Origin of the sequence: Micromonospora sp. NBC_01638, assembly GCF_045209745.1 — a bacterium.
Classification (GTDB): Bacteria; Actinomycetota; Actinomycetes; order Mycobacteriales; family Micromonosporaceae; genus Micromonospora.
On record NZ_CP109273.1, the window covers coordinates 723836 to 741574 of the forward strand.

The window sequence follows — 17739 nt, forward strand, 5'->3', positions numbered from 1 at the left end:
GCCGGCTACGTCGCGGGGCGTACCCCTGATGTCGCCTGTCGTCGGACGACCCGGCCGGGGTCGGCGGGAAGCATCGCGGTATGCGTCGGATCCCACCCACGGCCCGCAAGGGGCTGCTCACCCTGCACCTGGTCACCTCGCTCGGCTGGCTCGGTGCCGACCTGGTGCTGCTCACCCTCGGCATCGCCGTGCAGCGTGGTGCCGACCCGGCGGTGGTCTACCCGGTCGCGGCACTGGTCGGCACCATGCTGTTCGCGCCGCTGAGCGTGCTGGTCTGGCTGATCGGTGTCGCCAGCGCGCTGCTCACCCCGTGGGGCCTGGTGCGCTACCACTGGGTGCTGGTCAAGCTGGTGCTCACCACGGTGCTGGTCGGGCTGGTGCTGTTCCTGTTCACCCCGAATCTGCGGCACGGCGGTGCGTTGGGGGCCGCGCTGCCCGCTCGGGATCGCGCCGACCTGGTGATCGCACCCGCGGTGTCGACCAGCCTGATGATCATCGCGACGGTGCTGTCCACGTACAAGCCCTGGGGCCGGCGTCCCGCCGCGCGACCCGCCCTCGCGAACCGTGCTCGCGCTGCAACCAGGATGTAGTGGCCTCCTGGCGCCCACAGGCCACTACATCCACGATCGAGCACGATCATGACGTGGGGTGCGGGGTGCGGGAGGTGGGTGCGGGGCGGGTCAGGCAGGGGGCGGGGGGTCGCCGGAGGGGTCGAGGGCCGCGCCGATCCGGGTGGCCAGGGCGAGGTGAGCCGCCCGGGCCTGGCGGAACGCGTACCGGAACAGCGGGGTCGGCGCGGTCAGGGTGATCTCGACGTCGATTCGGACCAGGCCGTCCGGCTCGGGGCGCAGTCGGGTGTGGTTGCGCACCGTGGTGGCCGGCCACTGGCGGGCCACCATGACGATCTCGTCGTCCTCGCTGATCAGAACGTCCGCGTGGTAGGTGGTCCGGAAGCGCAGTGGGCCGGCCACCAACCGGTCGTTGATCGTGTAGCTGGCCTGGGCGCCGGGTCGTGGCGGGAGTCGGCGGACCCGGACGATCAGGGGGTGCAGCTCACCCTGCCGGGTCAGGTCACTGAGCATCGCCGCCGCCTCGGCCGTTGAGCACCGGGCCTGGACGGTGTAGCTGAAGGTATCGCTGCTGAGCACACCGTCTCCCGCCGTCGATGGTCGCACGATCGTCCCGTACCGATGTCTGGCTGGCAACGCCCGACGGCAGCCGTCCGGACGAACCCGGTTCGGAGAGATGACCCCAGGAGCCGGCGGGCGCTCAGGCGCCGGGCAACACCTCGGGAGTGGCGGCACCGGCGAAGTAGGGCTCCGGGGCACCGAACAGACCGAGCAGGCCGGTCACCCAGAGCTGCCGGTGCACGAACCGGCTCGGCTCGGTGACCACCAGCTTGACGTCGCTGACCTCGGCCGTCTGGAAGCCGGCAACCATGGCGCTGATGCCGACGGAGTCGATGAAGGTGACCAGCCTCATGTTCAGCTCGATGCGGAGCGGACGGCCTTTGGCCAGCACCTCCGCGATCGCCTCGCGCACCTCGTACGCTGTGTCGACGTCGATCTCACCCCGCGGGGCGATCTCCATGACACCACCGGACAGAACCGACTTCACGATCGACAGGCTCACGCGAGCACCTCCACCCGCCCGTCCCCCGGGCGCCTCATCAGTACGCGGGCCGCGACCGAGAGTATTCCTCCGACGGCCTCGGTCGCCACCCCTCAGGATGAGCAATTCGCGGATCCGGACCGACAAAGCCGCCCATATCCGCACTTTTCAGCATCTGATTACTCGATACTTTTCGTTGTCTGACCCTTCGACGATCGGTCGTGACCGACACGCCGCCGGACCAGGGTAGCGGTCCGGACCCGGCCCGCCCGACAACCGACCCGCGACGTACGCCGCCCCCGTGCGCCACCGGCGTGTCGCCCCGCGCGCACCCGGCCCCGTCCAAAACCACGGTTACCGAGGACACCCAGGGCCTGCGTCAGAGACCTGGCCTCGACGACGACGACTTTGCCTGGGGTACCGCCGTGGTGATGGTGCGCTGAGTTCCCGGCGAGCCACCCGGGCTGTGTTTGCGCCCGGGCGGCTCTGGGCACTGCGGGGTAGGCGAACCGTGACGCGCTGAACAGACGCCGAAGTCCGAAGTGGCCGGCGGCTTCGGCACCCGAGGAGGTAACCACGATGTTCGGAACCAACCTGCTGGACCGCCGCAGCAAGCCGGAGCGGATCGCGGACCAGGCGTGGGAGCACCTGACGTCCGCTGTCAGCTCCGCCGGAGACAGTGTGCGGGACACCGCCCGCTCGGCCCGTCGCAACAGCACTGACCTCGCCGACGGGGCGGGTGACCTGATGGGTTCCGCCGCCGACGAGGCGCGACGCCGCGCCTCGCTGGCCTTCGAAGCGCTCGCCGGCCGCCAGCCGGCCCTGCCCTGGACGCTGCTGATCGGCGCCGCGCTCGTCGGCGCGGCGGTCGGCTGGGCCGTCGGTTCCGCCGCACGGGCCGCTGGCAGCCGGGACGACCGCGCCGTCGACGACGTGGAGTTCGTCGACGTCGACCGCCCCAGCTCCCCCGCGGTCTGAACGACCGCTCCCACCAGCGACACAAAGGCCCCGCCCGACCCCGGTCAGGCGGGGCCTTCTGGCGCGTAGGCGGGCGCACGCGCGGTGGGGTGGGCCGGCCCGCCAGGTGTCGGACCCCTCAGGCAGCCCGGCGGGCCGGTGTTCGGGTAGCGATCCGGGGCACCACCGCTAAGGCGCGGATCAGCCGGTCAGCGACTCGCGCAGGTGATGGGTGAGCCCCGGGGGACGGGGTCGACCCGGTGGTGCCGCCGTGGCCCGGGGGACGGGCACGACGACGGGGACGGACGGAGCTGCCCTGGCTCCCACCACCCGACGCGACGGCTCCCGCGATTGAGGAACGCGTTTACGGTAACCGATCCCCGCCCTCCATGGAAGCGCTCCCATCGCATTCATGTTCATCCGCGTTTCCCGCCAGAGCCGCCCAGGCCCGGCCGTGCCGTCACCCGTTCTGGGCGAGGACGGCTCACCCCGGGCGGCGGCAGGATCGGACCCCGGCGGACCTCCGGCCGCAGCCGCCACCCGGTCCGCCACCGACGCACCGGAGGAGGGGCAGATGGCCATCGCGGAGATCAGCCGCACCGACCAGGACATCCAGTCCGCCGTACTCGACGAGCTGACCTGGGAACCGCGGGTGCAGCCGCACGAGATCGGCGTGACCGTCGCCGAGGGTGTCGTCACGCTGACCGGCCGGGTGGACAGCTACGCCAAGAAGTGGGCCGCCGAGCGGGCCGCGCACCGGGTCGCCTGGGTCCGGGCGGTCGCCAACGACCTCGCGGTGCAGTTGGCGAACGGTGCTGAGCGCGCCGACCCCGACCTGGCCGCCGCGGCCAGCCACGCGCTGGAATGGGACGCGTTCGTGCCCATCGAGAAGCTTCAGGTCACCGTCTCAGCCGCCTGGGTGACGCTGCACGGAGACGTCGAGTGGGAATACCAGCGCCGGGCCGCCGAACGGGCGGTCGGCCGGCTGACCGGCGTACGCGGGGTGAGCAACGGCATCACCGTTCGACCGGCCGCCGCGCCGGACGGCCGGAACCTGGCTGATCGGATCGTCGACGCCCTCGCCCGAGCCGGGGCGACCGACGCGGAACGGATCAGCGTCCGGGTGCACGGCGACACCGCGGTGCTCGCCGGGTTGGTGCACTCGATGCCCGAGCGGGCCGAGGTGGAGCAGGTGGTCTGGTCCGCGCCGGGCATCCGGGAGGTGCAGAACCACATCGCGGTCGCCCCGGCGCTGCGCTGAGCGAGCGCGGAACCACCCGGGGTGGGTGAACCGACCTCACCCACCCCGGGCGCAGGCTGGAGGCATGAGTGATCCGAACGGGCTGATCCAACCGGGGTGCCCCGCGCCCGGTTTCACCCTGCCCGCCAACCCGGACGGGGACCAGACTCCCCGCCTGAGGTCAACCCGGGTGCCGACGGCGTCTTCGACGCGCTGGACCAACTCGCCGCCGATCGGAAGGTGACGACCGGATGACCACGCCACTGCAGGTCACCGCCCGACTTCGGGACCCGGTGACCACCGAGGACCACATCCGGGGGCCGGCCGACGCGTCGGTGACCATCGTCGAGTACGGCGACTTCCAGTGCCAGTTCTGCGGCGCCGCGTACGCGAACCTGCACGAGCTGCTGCGGCAGAGGGCCGACACCGTACGACTGGTCTACCGCTACTTTCCGATCGCCAACCTGCACCCGTACGCCGAACGCGCCGCCGAGACGGCCGAGGCCGCCGCGGTCCAGGGCCGGTTCTGGGAGATGCACGACTGGCTCTACGAGCACCAGGACCAGCTCGACCCGGTGCATCTGTCGCTCGGTGTCGAGCAGGTCGGGCTGCCGCCGGAGGAGTTGAACGCCGAGGTGGAGAGCCATGCCCACGCGGACCGGGTGCGTCGCGACTTCGTGGGTGGAATCCGCAGCGGGGTGAACGCCACCCCCACCCTGTTCGTCAACGGCGTCCGGCACGAGGGCGGGTACGACCTGCCGGACCTGCTGGTTGCCGCGGACGCCGCGACCGACGCCTGACTGCCATCCCGCTCAGATCAGCCGCAACTCGCGCGCCCGCCGGACCGCCTCGCGCCGGCGGGTGGCGTCGAGTTTGCGGTAGATGTTGCGGACGTGGGTCTTCACCGTGTTGACCGAGAGAGACAGCTCACTGGCGATCTCCACGTTGGACAGGATGCTCTGCAGGTAGCGCAGGATGGTCAGCTCCCGCTCGGTGAGCGGCTCGTCAAGGGTGCTTCTCGGCTCGGCGGCCGGGCGGGCGGTGCGCTGCCCGGACTTCCGCACCAGATCACTGACCAGCGCGAAGTGCGCGGTGCCGGCGTCGAGGTGCCCGGCCAGCAGGTCCCGGACCGGCGGTTCGGCGCGGGTGAAGACCCGCCGGCAGCCCTGCGGGCCGGCCAGATCCAGCACCTGCTCCAGGATCCGTCCCGCCCGACGCCCATCCCCTGCCTGCTCGGCCAGCACCGCGTCCAGCAGGCCCGCGTCGAGGCGTACCGGAAGGGGCCAGGCCGTGGCCGCTGGCGCCTGCCAGGCCGGCAGGGTCCGCCCAGCGGCAGCGGCGTCGCCCGCGAGCAGCTCCACCTTCGCCAACGTCACCGCGAGCACCGGGTCGGTGCCACCGGCGGCGGTTGAGGTCAGCAGGTCGCGGGCGGTGTCCAGGTCGCCTCGCTCCGCACGCAGTTCGGCCTCGGCGGCCCGCAGCAGGCCGGCCAGCTCGGCGGCGGACGGCCGGTCGGCCAACGCCTCCCGGGCTCGGACGAGCAGCCGTTGGCCGCCCGCCGGGTCGCCGGCGTCGCGGTGCAACTGCGCCCGGCACAGGGCGGCGACCGCCGCCGCCACCGGTTCGCCGGGAGCAGACAGCCACCCGTCGCCGATCGTGTCGTCGTTGCCGCCGTCGAGCGCCGGACCGGCGAGGGCGAGGTTCGCCGCCGCCTCCTCGGGCTGGTCGCGCAGCAGCGCCACCAGGGCCAACGCCAGGTACGCGTAGGCGCAGTCGAGCCGACAGGACCAGCCCCGGCAGGCCGGCATGCCCAGCGCGCCCCGGGCCGCCTGCTCGGCCGCCCGCAGCTCACCGCGCACGGCGAGCAGCAGCGCGGCGCGGCTGGCGCTGACCAGCTCGGTACGGGGTCGGCCGGCCTCCCGAGCCGCCGCCCGGGCCCGAACGAACCGGGCGACCGGCAGCGCGCCGTCGGCCAATTCGACCAGCCCCAGAGCGGTGCCGGTGAACGCCCGCAGGTCCGCGTCATCGGCCGCGCCGCCTCCACCGGCCGTCGGGGCGGAACTCGTCGCCCCGGTCGGCGCGAAGTCGGGCACTCGGGTCGGTGTGGCGTCCGCCGGACGGGTCCGCAGCAGTCGGGCGGCGGCGGCCCGGACCTCCGCCGGGTCGTCGGCGAGCCGGGCCACGGTCAACTCCAGCGCGGTGACCAACCGCAGGAAGCGGTCCCGGCGCGGCACCGGCAGGCCCGCGGCGTGCTCGGCAGCGGCGCGCAGGTGACCGGTGGCGGCCGGAAGGTCGCCGACGTACGCGCGCTCGGCGGCGCAGGCCAACGCCACCTCCGGGTCGGCGCGGATCATCTCCGCCGGCGGGGCCATGGGCGCCGGGGCGTGCACCGGCTCGCGGTCGTAGCGGGTCAGCTCCGGCCAGTGCGCGACGAACAGGTCGCCCGCCAGGTCCCATCGGCCGGCGGCCAGCGCGTGCCGCAGACCGTCGGCTGGCCGGCCGTTGCCCGCGAACCAGTGGGCGGCCCGTACGTGCAGCTCGCGCAGTTCGTCGTTGGGCAGCCGGGCCAGGTCGGCGCGGAGCAGGTCGGCGAGCAGTGCCTCGCAGCGGTACCAGGGCGGGCGGGTGTCTTCCCGGTGCAGCAGACCACCGGTCCCGGTCAGGTCGGCCAGCAGCTGCCCGGCGTCGGCACGGCCGGTCAGCGCCTCGGCCAGGTCAGCGCAGACGGTCTCGACGACGGCGGTACGGCGCAGCAACTCCTCCACGGCCGGGTCGAGCGTCGCAAGCACCTCCTCGTGCAGGTATCCGGCGACCTCCGGTTGGTCACCACCGAACTGCCCCACCCAGCGCTCCGGGTCGGGCTGCGCGCGCACCGCCAGCGCGGCGATGCGCAGCGGGGCCGGCCAGCCTCCGGTCCGACCTCGCAGCCGGTGCACGGCGGCCGCCGGCAGCGCGGCGCCGTGCGCGGTGAGCAGGTCGGCCACCTCGTCGTCGGTGAACGCCAGCTCGTCCGGGCCGATCTCGGTCAGCTCACCGGCGAGGCGGAGTCGGTGCAGGGGCAGGTGCAGCCCGGCCCGTGCCCCGATCACCAGGTGTAGCCGCTGCTCGGCATGCCGCAGCAGGAACTCCAGGCCGGTCAGTGCTGCCGGGTCGGCGACCCGGTGCAGGTCGTCCAGGACCAGCAGCACCGGCCGGTCCGCGGCGGCGAGCGTGGCGGCCAGCAGCTCCGTCTGGTCAGTGCGGGGAGCCCGGTCGGGCACCGGGCCGTCCTCCGCCAACCCGGTCGCCGAGCGCACCGCCGCCGCGAGGTGTGCCCAGAGCCGGTTCCCGTCGTCGCCGACCTCGACGGACACCCACGCCGAGACCGGGCCGGCCGCGGCCGCAACGGACAGTTGGCCGGAGTCGGGCACGACCGCGCCCGGCTCGGCGTCAGCCGCGCCGCCGCCCAACCGCACCCATGAGGCGAGCAACGTGGTCTTGCCCCAGCCAGCGGGGGCGGTGACCAGGGTGACCGGTCCCGCGCTGCCCTCGTCCAACCGGCGCAGCAGTCGAGGGCGGGCCACCACCGGCTCCGGCGGCACAGCCGGCGTCAGCCGGGACGCCAGCAGCGGTGGCTCCGCAGGGCGTCCCGGTGCCGTGTCGACTCGTACGCGATTCTGCTGTTCTGGCACCCAGCCCCACCCCCACCACGCGTTGCGCCCCCCGTCGGCGAGCGGTTACCCGACGCGGGCCGGTTCACCCCTTCCGGGCGAGCACGCTTCACCCGGCCGCGACCGACGATCGGGGGACGTGAACCGGAGGAGGACGGGTGGGACCGATGGGACGGCTGGCGCGGGCGGGACCCGCCCTCGGCGGCGCGGCGCTGAGCGGGGCGGCGCGGTTGCTGCGCGTACCCCGATGGCGCGACCGGACCGGCGCGGACGGCGACGCTGCCGCGCCGGCCCGCTGGGAGGTGGTGACGGTCGACCGGCCGCCGGAGCAGGTGCTTCCCGATGGCCGCTGGCCCGAACCGCTGCGCCGCCTGGACGGCGCGGTCGAGGTGCGGGTGCGGCCGGCGCCCGGCGACCGGGGCACCGAGCTGGCCGCCCGACCGCTGACCGGCGCCACCCCGCCCGCCGGGCTCGCCGCGCACCTGGTCGGCGACGACCCGGGTCTGCTGGTCCGCCGGACGCTGCGTCAGATCAAGCAGCGGATGGAGGCCGGCGAGGTGCTGCGCGCGGACCGGTCCGCGCTGGACCGCCCCGAGGCCCGCGGGTGAGGGCGCTGTGCTGGGTGGCTGCCGGCGAGCTGGCGGTACGCGAGGTGCCCGACCCGGAGCTGCGCAACGAGCGTGACGTCATCGTCCGGGTGCGGCGCAGCGCCACCTGCGGCGGGGATCTGCCGCTGCTGGCCGGCCAGGATCCGCTGCTGCGCGACGGCGACGTGCTCGGCGCCGAGTTCCTGGGTGAGGTGGTCGAGGTCGGCCCCGCGGTCCGTCGGCACCGCCCCGGTGACCGTGTGGTCGTCGGCGCGAGTGTCGCCTGCGGTGGCTGCTGGTACTGCCGCCAGGGCCTGCACTCCTGCTGCGACAACGGCAGCGCCGACCCGGCGAGCGCCGACCCCGACCGGGGCCGCCCGGACGCCGGGTGCTTCGGCCGACCCCGTGCGGCGGGCGGCTTCGCGGGCGGTCACGCCGAGTATGTGCGGGTGCCGTACGCCGACGTGGGCGCGTTCCAGGTGCCGGACGCGGTCGACGACGACCGGGCGCTGTTCGCCGCCGACGCGGCACCGACCGGTTGGCTGGCGGTCGAGTTGGGCGCGGTGCGTCCCGGTGACGTGGTGGCGATCTGGGGCGCCGGGGCGGTGGGCCAGTTGACCGCTCGGGCGGCGGTGCTGCGCGGCGCCGCTCGGGTGCTGGTGGTGGACCGGCACGAGGAGCGGTTACGGATGGCCGAGCGGCACTCCGGCGCGGAGCCGATCGACTACCGCCGTACCGACGTCGCGGCCGAGTTGCGCGACCGCAGCGGTGGGCGCGGACCGGACGTGTGTGTGGTGGCGGTTGGCACGCCGCCGGCCCGGTCGAGGCACGAGCGGTTCGGTGGCCACACCGCCGACCGACCGGACGCGGGACGTGAGGCCGTGCACGCCTGCCGCAAGAGCGGTGTGGTGGTGATGCTCGGCGGGACGGACGGGTTCGTCGACGCGTTCCCGCTGGGCGCGGTGACCGACAGACGACTCACGCTGCGCGGGGCCCGTCGGCCGGACCTGCGGGACGTGCCGATGCTGCTGGACCGGATGGCCCGCGACGAGCTGCGCACCGAACACCTGGCCACCCACCGACTGCCGTTGGAGCACGGCCCCCAGGGGTACGCGCTGTTCCGGGACCGGGCCGACGGCTGCGTACGGGTCGTGTTCACGCCATGACGCCCGACTCCTGACCACCTCATCGTCGGCGGTAAATGACAGAATCCGGGGATGGCCGTGGAACGAACGTACGACGTGGTGCTGTTCGGGGCGACCGGGTTCACCGGCGGTCTGACCGCTGAATACCTGGCCCGACACGCGCCAGCCGGGCTGCGCTGGGCGCTGGCCGGGCGCAACCCGGACCGCCTCGCCGCCGTACGGGGTCGGCTCGCCGCGATCGACCCGACGTTGGCCGATCTGCCGCTGCTCACCGCCGACGTGACCGACCCCGGGTCGCTGCGCGCGGTGGCGGACAGCGCCCGGGTGGTGGCCAGCACGGTCGGGCCGTACGTCCACCACGGGGAACCACTGGTCGCGGCCTGCGCCCGGGCCGGCACCGACTACCTGGACATCACCGGCGAGTCGGAGTTCGTCGACCTGATGTACGTGCGCCACCACGCCGAGGCGACCCGCACCGGCGCTCGGTTGGTGCACGCCTGCGGGTTCGACGCCATCCCGCACGACCTGGGCGCCTGGTTCACCGTCAAGCAGCTGCCCGCCGACGTTCCGATCACCGTGGACGGTTATGTGCGCGCCGGTGGCCGGTTCTCCGCCGGCACCTACCATTCCGCGCTCACCGCGTTCTCCCGGACCGGGCAGGCCAGCCAGGCCGCCCGGGACCGCCGGGCGGTCGAGCCGCGCCCCACCGACCGGCGGGTCCGGGCGGTGCCCGGCCGGCTGGCCCACTCGGCCGAGCTGGGCAGCTGGGCCGTGCCGCTGCCGACCATCGACCCGCAGGTGGTCCGCCGCTCGGCGGCGGCCCGTCCGGAGTACGGCCCGGACTTCCGCTACCGGCACTTCGCCGCGGTGAAGCGGCTGTCCACCGTGCTGGCCGGCGCGGCCGGGCTCGGCGTGCTGATCGGGCTGGTGAAGCTGCCGCCGAGCCGACGCTGGCTGCTCGGCCGGCTCGCCTCCGGGCAGGGGCCCACCGCGCAGCAGCGGGCGGCGTCCTGGTTCCGGGTCCGGTTCGTCGGCACCGGCGGCGGGCGGCGGGTGGTCACCGAGGTCGCCGGAGGCGACCCCGGCTACGACGAGACGGCGAAGATGCTCGCCGAGTCGGCGCTCTGCCTGGCGCTCGACGATCTGCCGCCGACCGCCGGCCAGCTCACGCCGGTCGCCGCGATGGGTGACGCGCTGCTCGACCGGCTCGTCCGGGCCGGCCTCACCTTCCGGGTGCTGGAGCACTCGGCTTGACCCTCGACCGGGTCGAGGGGGCAGGATGCCCGACGTGAGTGACCTGCACAGCATCGGCGAGCTGGCCCGGGCCAGCGGCCTGACCGTCAGCGCACTGCGCTTCTACGACTCGGCGGGGGTGCTGGAGCCCGCCCTGGTCGACCCGGTGACCGGTTACCGCTGGTACACCGAGGAGCAGATCACCCCGGCCCGGTTGGTGGCCGGGCTGCGCCGGATCGGCATGCCGGTGCCGGAGATCGCCGCTGCGGTACGCGCCGAGCCGGCCGCGGTGCACCTGCTGCTCGACACGCACCTGCGCCGGCTGGCCGACGGGCTCACCGACGCCCGCCGCGAGGTCGCCCGGCTCCGGGCCCTGGTGGACCCGGCCCAGCCCGCCACCACCACGCTGCTGCTCTCCCCCGCCGGCCTGGCCGCCGCGCTCGACGCGGTGCGCTTCGCCGTCGGCGCCGACCCGGAGCTGCCGATGCTCTCCGGTGTGCTGCTGGACGTGGAACCGGACGGCGTCCGGCTCGTCGCCACCGACCGGCACCGACTCGCGCTGGCTCGGGCCGGGGCGGACGTCGACGGTCCGCCGGTGCGGGTGTTCGTTCCCGTGGCCCTCATCGACCAGCTCCGGACACTGCTCGACGCCGCCGACACCCGGCCGGTGCGGCTGACCGTCGCGGGCGCGGACCTGCGGGTGCTGGTGGCCGGCCGGACGCTGACCGGCACCGCCCTGCCGTCCGACTTCCCGGACTACCGCCGGCTGCTGCGCGAGGCCGTCGGTGACCGGCCGACAGCTCGCCGGATCCCGGTGGACGTGGCCGCGCTGAGCGCCGCGCTGGCCGACCCGGCGGCCCCCACGGTGTCCCGCGACCACGGCGGCAAGCCGCTGGCGGTCACCGTGCTCGGCCTCGACGACCAGGGCGGCCTGTGCCTGCTCCCCGCCGCCGACCTGACCACCGACGCGCTGCGGGTCGGGGTGGACGGCGGCTACCTGCTGGACGCGCTGAACGCGGCCGGCGCGCCTCAGCTGGTGCTGGAGCTGGACGGGCCGATCGCCCCGCTGGCCGTACGCCGCACGGACGACGCCGACACCTACTCCGTGCTGATGCCGATCCGGCTCTGAACCGGGGCCGCCGCTCCCCGTCCCGGGCCAACAAGGCCGCGACGGTAGCATCTGATGGTCCACCTGACCCCGGACGGAGGCGTACGGAGCAGCATGCTCGACATGGAGTTGATCCGGAAAGATCGCGAGGCGGTGGCGACCGCGCTGGCGAAGCGTCTGGATCCCGCCGAGGTCACCCGGGCCCTGGACGAGATCCAGCGGCTCGACCAGGAACGCCGCACCCTGATTACGGAGATCGACGCCGAGCGGCAGCGCCGCAAGGCGGAGGCTCGGGCGTACGCGCAGGCGAAGCGCGCCGGCGAGGAGCCGCAGGTCGCCGCACCGGAGGCCGAGCGTAAGCAGCTCGCCGAGCTGGAGTCCCAGTCGGACGAGGTGCAGGCGCGGCTGCGCACGGCGATGAGTGAGCTGCCCAACCTGCCTGCCGACGACGTCGTGGCCGGCGGCAAGGAAGCCAACCGGGTGGTGAAGACCTTCGGCGAGCCTCCGGTGATTGAGAAGGTCCGCGATCACGTGGAGCTGAGCCGCGCGCTGGGCCTGGTCGACTACGAGCGCGGGGTCAAGCTCGGTGGGTCCGGTTTCTGGATCTACACGGGCGTCGGTGCCCGGCTCGAGTGGGCGCTGCTCAACTACTTCATCGACCAGCACATCAAGGCCGGGTACGAGTTTTTGCTCCCGCCACACCTGCTGCTCGACTCGGCCGGCTTCGCCGCCGGTCAGTTCCCCAAGTTCTACGACGACGTCTACCACCTGGACCGGGAGTCCGCCCCGCGCGGGCAGTTCCTGCTTCCCACGTCGGAGACGGCGATCCTCGGCGCGTACCAGGACGAGATCCTGGAGACCCCGAAGCTGCCGCTGAAGGCTTTCGCGTACACCCCGTGCTACCGGCGGGAGTCGGCCGGGTCGCACTCGGACGAGCGCGGCACGGTGCGGGGGCACCAGTTCAACAAGGTGGAGATCTTCCAGTTCACTCTGCCGGAGCAGGCCGACGCGGCACTGGACGAGATGCTCGCCCACGCCGAGAGCCTGGTCGAAGGGCTGGGCCTGCACTACCAGCGCACCCTGCTCTCGGCCGGTGACGCCAGCGCCTCGATGAAGAAGACCCTCGACATCGAGGTGTGGATGCCGAGCACCGGCAAGTACAAGGAGGTGTCGTCGGTCTCCTGGGCCGGCGACTACCAGGCCCGTCGGGCGGCCATCCGCTACCGCGAGCCGGGCGGCAAGCAGACGCGCTTCGTGCACACCCTCAACGGCTCGGCGCTGGCCACCAGCCGGCTCTTCCCGGCCATCCTGGAGCAATACCAGCAGTCAGACGGCAGTGTCCTGATCCCCAAGGTCCTCCAAGACCGTCTAGGCACCGACCGCCTGACCCCCACCCCGCGCTAACCCCCCACACCTCTCGCCGATCTTGCAGTTTCGGTCTCCGATATGGAGTGCTCCGCGGCTTTTACCGGGACAGCGACTGCAAGATCGCGGGGGCGGGGGCGGGGGCGGGGGCGGGGGCGGGTTAGGGGTGCTGCTAGTAGGAGGGTTGCCAGGGCGGCCAGCAGCGGCGTGGGGCCGATCGCGTCGAGGGTGTCGGCGAGGGTGTGTTGCAGCCGGGACGCCGCCTGGATGACCGGGTCGCTCAGGGCGTCGCGGCGGCCTGCTGCGAGCCGTAGCTCGTACCAGCCGTACCAGGCGACGTAACCGCCGGCGAGCAGCAACACCAGGCCACTGAGGCGGGGCACCAGCGCGCCGGCGACGCGCAGCCGGGCCACCAGCCCGTCGCGCAGCAGCGCCACGCCGAGCGCGGCGACCGCGACCACCAGACCCATCCCGAGGGCGTACGCGCCGAACAGCGCCAACCCCTGACCGGTCGAGCCGGCCTGGAGGCTGGTCACCACGATGGCCAGGAACGGTGCGATGGCGCAACCGAGCGACGCCAGCGCGTACGCCGCGCCGAACAGCGCCATCGACGGCCAGGAACGCGTGAGCCGGGGCGCCCGGGCGGACCAGCCGGGGGCGGGCAGCCGCCGGCCGGCGAGCAGCCAGCAGCCGGCCACCACCAGCAGCACGCCGAGCGCCACGGTCAGCCACGGCAGCCGGGGCCGCAGCCAGCCGGCCAGCGGCGCGAGCGCCAGGCCGAACGCGCCGAAGACCACCACGTACCCCAGGGTCAGCCCGGCCGCCGCGGTGAGCGCGCGGCCGACCGCGCCGCGGACGTCGGACGCCCCGGCGACCAACAGCGAGAGGTACGCGGGCAGCAACGCGAAGCCGCACGGGTTGACCGCGCCGAGCATGCCGGCGGTCAGCGCGAGCAGCAGGGCGGCGGTCACGCCCCGGCCAGGGCGGCGACCCGGGCGGTGAGCGCCTCGCCGTCCAGGAAGCCCTGGTGGACCACCTTGCCGCCCCGATCGATGATCACGAAGATGCTCTGTTCGGTCACCTTGAACCGCTTCCAGAGCGCGCCCTTGCTGTCCTCGATCTGCGGCGTGCCGCCGAGGTCGAACTCGGCGACGAACTCCTTCATGGCCTTCCGCTCGCCCAGCCCGGCGACGCCGACGATCGGCACGGTGTCCCGATACTGGGGCGCGATCTCGGCCACCGTCCACGCCTGACTGGCGCAGGTGGCGCACCACGGCGCCCAGAACCACAGCACCACGGGCCGGCCGGCGAACTGCGCCGCGTCGAACGCGGCCCCGCCGAGGGTGGTCCCGGTGAAGCGCAGCACGTCCGGGACCTGGGCTGGGGCGGCGGGTGGTCCGCCGGTCGCCGCGTCGGTCGGCGCACCGCTCGGCGTGGGCGGGGCACCGGTCGAGGCCGGGGCCGATCCGGCGGCGGTGGGCCCACCCGGCGCGGTGCCGGTACAGGCAGCAGTCCCGAACAGGGCCACGACGAGCGCCCCGGCGGTGGCGGCACGGCGCAGTTGCCCGGCCCCTGTCCACACCATGCCGATCCGCATCCGCTTCTCCGTTTCCGGTCCGGAAGGGACCCTTGCTGGACGTGAGGCTTCGCTACTCGGCCTTGGCGAGTCGGAGAGCCAGCTCCGGGCACACCTTGACCGCCTTCAGCGCGCCCTCCCGCAACCAGGTCGGCACGGGGGTGGCCGGGAAGGCGGGATATCCGTTCGCGTCGAGCCGGATGAAGTCCGGTACGACGTGCGCGCAGAGGCCGTGCCCGTCACAGCGCGACCAGTCGAGGGTGAGCTTCTGCGGGTTCGCATCGGGTGCGCCCGGCAGCCCCATCACGCCTTTGACCCGTCGGCCACAGCCATCGCCGGTGCTGTGCAGCCGCAGGTCGTCGGCGAAGACCTCGATCGCGGAGAGGGCGAACCGGGCGGTGCCGTCCGGGTGGCTGCACGCACCCCGGCCCTTCACCTCGCCAGCGGCGGCCCGCACCACCTCGGCCGGTTGGCTGCCGGCCACGGCCAGGTCCACCGCGCGGGCCAGGTCCGGTAGGCCCATCTTGCACGGTCCGCACTGGCCGGCGGACTCGCCGGCCAGGTAGCGCACCACCTGGGCGGCCTCACCGAGCGGGCAGGTGTCGACACCGAGCGGGACGATGATGCCCGCGCCGAGGGTGCCGCCGACCGCGGCCAGGCCCTTGCGGGACACCTCGGCCTTCTCCGCCGCCTCCGGGGTGATCCACTTGCCGTGGTAGCCGCCCATCAGGATGCCCTGGACGTCCGGCACCTCGCACAGGTCGAGGACGTCGCGCAGCGGCATGCCGGCGGTGCACTCCACCACGGCCGGTCGGCCCGCCGCGCCGGTCACGGTGAGCAGCACGGTGCCCGGCTCGTCGTCGGTGCCGAGCGCCGCGTACTCGTACGGGCCCAGTCGGGCGCCGACGGCGAGTTGGGCGTACGTCTCGGCGTTGGAGAGCAGGGTGGGCAGGCCGCTGACCCCGGAGTCGCTGGAGCGCTTCTTGGTGCCCGGCGGGATGTGCGGCAGCCCGTTGATCCCGTTGACCAGTGCGCCGCCCTCGCCGGAGATGAACCGGTGCGGCACAGTGACGATGGTGGTCTGCACCGGCATCCGGCGTTCCTCAAGTGCCTCCATCAGCGAGTCCCGGCCGACCCCGTCGTCCGCCACGCCGATCACGATCTCGTCGGCGTCCAGCGCGTACGCGGCCAGCGCGGCCCCGTCCAGGATCAGGTGCGGGGCGCGGGTGAGCAGCACCTTGTCCTTCCAGCTGGCCGGCTCGCCCTCGGTGGCGTTGACCACCACCACGGCGGCGAGGTCCTGCCGTTCGCAGGACTCCAGCACGGCGCGCAGTTTGCGGGCGAACGGGAAACCCGCCCCGCCCTTGCCCTTGAGCTGCATGCCCTCGGCGAGCCGGAGCAGTTGCGCCGGCTCCATCGGGCCGATCGGGCCGTGCACCTCCTCGTGCGCGGCCAGGTCGAGCCGGCCGTACTCGGCGAAACCGGCGGTGAGCCGAGGCTCGCCCACGCAGGCGACCGGCGGCACGGCGGTCCGCATCACTTCGCCTCACCCCGCAGCCCAGCCCAGTACGCCCCGTCCACCGCGTCCGCGCTGGCCTTGCGGCGCTTGGCGGACCGGCCCTCGCCGGCGGCCCGCTTGGCACGGCGAGACGCCAGGTCGACCAGGGTCGGGGTGTCGTCGACGGGCGGTGGCACCTCGTCCAGCACGTACCGGGCCGGCGGGCGCCAGTAGTCCGGCTCCTCCGGCAGGTCGTCCTCGACGCTGTGCCGGCCGCTGCCACTGCGCGGCGTCGCGGAGATCGGGCTGCTGGAGATCGGCTCGGCGGAGACCGGGCCGGCCGAGATCGGTTCCGCGGCCTGCCACCGGCGCGGGCTGTCCCACGGCTCCTCGGGCTGGACCGTCGGCTGCGGCAGCGCCGAGTAGCGGCTGCCGTCGTCCTCGCTGCGGGACCGGCGGCCGGACCGTTCGGCGACCGGCTCCTCGGCGCCTCGCCGCCCGGACGGAACAGCCTCGTCCCGGGGGCGGGAGCCGCGCCGCCGCGGCTCCCGCTCCTCCTCGTCGCGTCGACGGGTGCCGGTCTCAGCCACGCTGCGGCGGGCCGATCGGCTGGTCGTGGGCTCCTCGGCACGCCGGCTGCGCGGGGACCGTTCGGTGTCGCGGCGGGCCGCCGGCTCCTCCTCCCGTCGACGTCGGCTCGGACGGGTCGGCTCGACGAGGGAACCGGGCTCGGGCACCACCGGGACGGTGAACCGTTCGGGGTCACGCCGCCCGGCCGGCGCGGCCCATGTGGCGGTGGTGGTCTCCGCCCAGGCGGGACGCTTGTCCGCGTCGGCGTTCTTGCGTCGGCTCAGCCCGGCCAGCAGCGATCGCCCACTGTTCGTCTCGCTGGCCCGCCCGGCCAGCGCCGCGTTGCGCACCGCGGCCTGGTGCTGCTCGCGGCTGCGCCGACCGATGGTGACCGAGAACCGGACCAGCAGGGCCAGCACCACCAGCAGGATGCAGCCGAGGTAGCTGAGCACCACCCAGGAGCTCGCGGCCCGGCCGGCGTTGAGGCCGTGCAGCACGGCGAACGGCCAGGCCAGGTACGCGGTGGAGTGCAGTGTGCGCCACAGCCACTTCGGACCGACGCCAGCGAAGCGGGCCCGGATGATGCCGGTCCAGATCACGCTGACCGTCAGCAGGGCGGCCACCGTGCCGAGCCCGACGTAGAGCCCTCGGCCGCCGACGAACGGCACCAGCGCGTCGGTCGCCGCCGCCCGCCCCGTGGCGATCTTGGTGAGGACGTGGAAGCCGAGCCCGGCCACGCCCAGCACGCCGGTGGCCCGGTGCGCCGACTGCATCAGCACCCGGTGCGAGATGCGCAGCACCAGCCGGTCGGTGGCGAGCAGGCCGAGCATCACGGTGAGGCTCAACGCCACCAGGGAGACCACCCCGGCGAAGAACTCGGTGAAGAAGAAGCCGTACGCGTACGCCGTCTGGCCGACGCCGGTCAGCATGATCGCCGCCCAGAGCGCGGCGAGCACCGACGCGATCAGCAGGGCGCTCGCCGACCGGGACGGGGTGCGCACCCCCCGACTGCTGGCGCTGGTCCGGACGGTCGCCGCCTTCTTGTCCTGCTGTGCCCGGGCCATCTGCTCCTCGATCGTCTCGCGGCGGCGTACCACCGGCCGACCCCTGCTCCCCCATCCAGTACGGACCGGCGGGGCGCGCGGATCACCCGCCGGAGGAAATTTCTGGGCCGAAATCGAACCGAGGGGCGCAAGCGT

16 protein-coding genes are annotated in these 17739 nt (G+C 74.1%); 9 read left to right on the forward strand and 7 right to left on the reverse strand.

All coding sequences use genetic code 11. The features are described from left to right. Window positions 1-80 precede the first annotated feature (80 nt). Complete coding sequence (locus OG811_RS03230) at window positions 81-590, forward strand: hypothetical protein (RefSeq protein WP_406072002.1); 510 nt, start codon at window positions 81-83, stop codon at window positions 588-590. A gap of 90 nt (window positions 591-680) precedes the next feature. Here the strand turns inward: OG811_RS03230 and OG811_RS03235 are convergent, their stop codons facing one another. Further along, a complete protein-coding gene (locus OG811_RS03235; protein ID WP_406072003.1) occupies window positions 681-1148 on the reverse strand; it encodes an SRPBCC family protein in 468 nt (155 codons plus the stop codon). A 121-nt stretch (window positions 1149-1269) separates the two neighbouring features. Next, window positions 1270-1632 (reverse strand): STAS domain-containing protein, encoded by a 363-nt coding sequence (locus OG811_RS03240; protein ID WP_406072005.1) that lies wholly within the window; start codon window positions 1630-1632, stop codon window positions 1270-1272. Between the two features lie 558 nt (window positions 1633-2190). On the opposite strand from OG811_RS03240, the gene OG811_RS03245 reads away from it, so the two are divergent. The 3 genes from OG811_RS03245 (at window position 2191) to OG811_RS03255 (ending at window position 4608) form a co-directional block, all read left to right on the forward strand. After that, window positions 2191-2589, forward strand: a complete 399-nt coding sequence (locus OG811_RS03245) for a hypothetical protein (protein ID WP_406072006.1) — start codon at window positions 2191-2193, stop codon at window positions 2587-2589. Window positions 2590-3142: 553 nt separating this feature from the next. Further along, complete coding sequence (locus OG811_RS03250; RefSeq protein ID WP_406075477.1) at window positions 3143-3829, forward strand: BON domain-containing protein; 687 nt, start codon at window positions 3143-3145, stop codon at window positions 3827-3829. A 230-nt stretch (window positions 3830-4059) separates the two neighbouring features. Next, on the forward strand, window positions 4060-4608 hold the full coding sequence (locus OG811_RS03255) for a DsbA family protein (RefSeq protein ID WP_406072008.1): 549 nt from the start codon (window positions 4060-4062) through the stop codon (window positions 4606-4608). 12 nt (window positions 4609-4620) lie between these two features. On the opposite strand, the gene OG811_RS03260 is transcribed toward OG811_RS03255, so the two are convergent. Beyond that, window positions 4621-7479: a LuxR C-terminal-related transcriptional regulator gene (locus OG811_RS03260; protein ID WP_406072010.1), complete on the reverse strand. Its 2859-nt coding sequence runs from the start codon at window positions 7477-7479 to the stop codon at window positions 4621-4623. A 146-nt stretch (window positions 7480-7625) separates the two neighbouring features. On the opposite strand from OG811_RS03260, the gene OG811_RS03265 reads away from it, so the two are divergent. The 5 genes from OG811_RS03265 (at window position 7626) to serS (ending at window position 12935) form a co-directional block, all read left to right on the forward strand. Next, window positions 7626-8066 carry a hypothetical protein gene (locus OG811_RS03265; RefSeq protein ID WP_406075479.1) on the forward strand — a complete coding sequence of 147 codons (441 nt, stop codon included), beginning with the start codon at window positions 7626-7628 and terminating at the stop codon, window positions 8064-8066. Continuing rightward, entirely contained in the window at window positions 8063-9211 is a 1149-nt protein-coding gene (locus OG811_RS03270; RefSeq protein WP_406072012.1) for an alcohol dehydrogenase catalytic domain-containing protein, read from the forward strand. The genes OG811_RS03265 and OG811_RS03270 overlap by 4 nt, the downstream gene beginning before the upstream one ends. Window positions 9212-9262: 51 nt before the next feature. Then, a complete protein-coding gene (locus OG811_RS03275; protein ID WP_406072013.1) occupies window positions 9263-10444 on the forward strand; it encodes a saccharopine dehydrogenase family protein in 1182 nt (393 codons plus the stop codon). Between the two features lie 25 nt (window positions 10445-10469). Further along, complete coding sequence (locus tag OG811_RS03280) at window positions 10470-11552, forward strand: MerR family transcriptional regulator (protein WP_406072015.1); 1083 nt, start codon at window positions 10470-10472, stop codon at window positions 11550-11552. 93 nt (window positions 11553-11645) lie between these two features. Further along, a complete protein-coding gene (gene serS, locus OG811_RS03285) occupies window positions 11646-12935 on the forward strand; it encodes a serine--tRNA ligase (RefSeq protein ID WP_406075480.1) in 1290 nt (429 codons plus the stop codon). Here serS and OG811_RS03290 read toward each other — a convergent pair. Genes OG811_RS03290 through OG811_RS03305 form a run of 4 tightly spaced genes read right to left on the reverse strand, consistent with a single transcriptional unit; the run spans window position 12932 to window position 17637 of the window. After that, complete coding sequence (locus OG811_RS03290) at window positions 12932-13867, reverse strand: cytochrome c biogenesis CcdA family protein (protein ID WP_406072017.1); 936 nt, start codon at window positions 13865-13867, stop codon at window positions 12932-12934. The genes serS and OG811_RS03290 overlap by 4 nt on opposite strands. Further along, on the reverse strand, window positions 13864-14493 hold the full coding sequence (locus tag OG811_RS03295; protein WP_406072019.1) for a redoxin family protein: 630 nt from the start codon (window positions 14491-14493) through the stop codon (window positions 13864-13866). The genes OG811_RS03290 and OG811_RS03295 overlap by 4 nt, the downstream gene beginning before the upstream one ends. Before the next feature lie 52 nt (window positions 14494-14545). Next, on the reverse strand, window positions 14546-16009 hold the full coding sequence (locus OG811_RS03300; protein ID WP_406072020.1) for an NADH-ubiquinone oxidoreductase-F iron-sulfur binding region domain-containing protein: 1464 nt from the start codon (window positions 16007-16009) through the stop codon (window positions 14546-14548). Further along, on the reverse strand, window positions 16009-17637 hold the full coding sequence (locus OG811_RS03305; RefSeq protein WP_406072022.1) for a hypothetical protein: 1629 nt from the start codon (window positions 17635-17637) through the stop codon (window positions 16009-16011). Before OG811_RS03305 ends, OG811_RS03300 begins: the two co-directional genes overlap by 1 nt. Window positions 17638-17739: the final 102 nt, after the last annotated feature.

Coding starts and splice junctions, on each gene's coding strand:
- OG811_RS03230 (WP_406072002.1), top strand. CDS start 81: ATGCGTCGGATCCCACCCACGGCCCGCAAGGGGCTGCTCACCCTGCAC.
- OG811_RS03245 (WP_406072006.1), top strand. CDS start 2,191: ATGTTCGGAACCAACCTGCTGGACCGCCGCAGCAAGCCGGAGCGGATC.
- OG811_RS03250 (WP_406075477.1), top strand. CDS start 3,143: ATGGCCATCGCGGAGATCAGCCGCACCGACCAGGACATCCAGTCCGCC.
- OG811_RS03255 (WP_406072008.1), top strand. CDS start 4,060: ATGACCACGCCACTGCAGGTCACCGCCCGACTTCGGGACCCGGTGACC.
- OG811_RS03265 (WP_406075479.1), top strand. CDS start 7,626: ATGGGACGGCTGGCGCGGGCGGGACCCGCCCTCGGCGGCGCGGCGCTG.
- OG811_RS03275 (WP_406072013.1), top strand. CDS start 9,263: ATGGCCGTGGAACGAACGTACGACGTGGTGCTGTTCGGGGCGACCGGG.
- OG811_RS03280 (WP_406072015.1), top strand. CDS start 10,470: ATGCCCGACGTGAGTGACCTGCACAGCATCGGCGAGCTGGCCCGGGCC.
- serS (WP_406075480.1), top strand. CDS start 11,646: ATGCTCGACATGGAGTTGATCCGGAAAGATCGCGAGGCGGTGGCGACC.
- OG811_RS03295 (WP_406072019.1), bottom strand. CDS start 14,493: ATGCGGATCGGCATGGTGTGGACAGGGGCCGGGCAACTGCGCCGTGCC.
- OG811_RS03300 (WP_406072020.1), bottom strand. CDS start 16,009: ATGCGGACCGCCGTGCCGCCGGTCGCCTGCGTGGGCGAGCCTCGGCTC.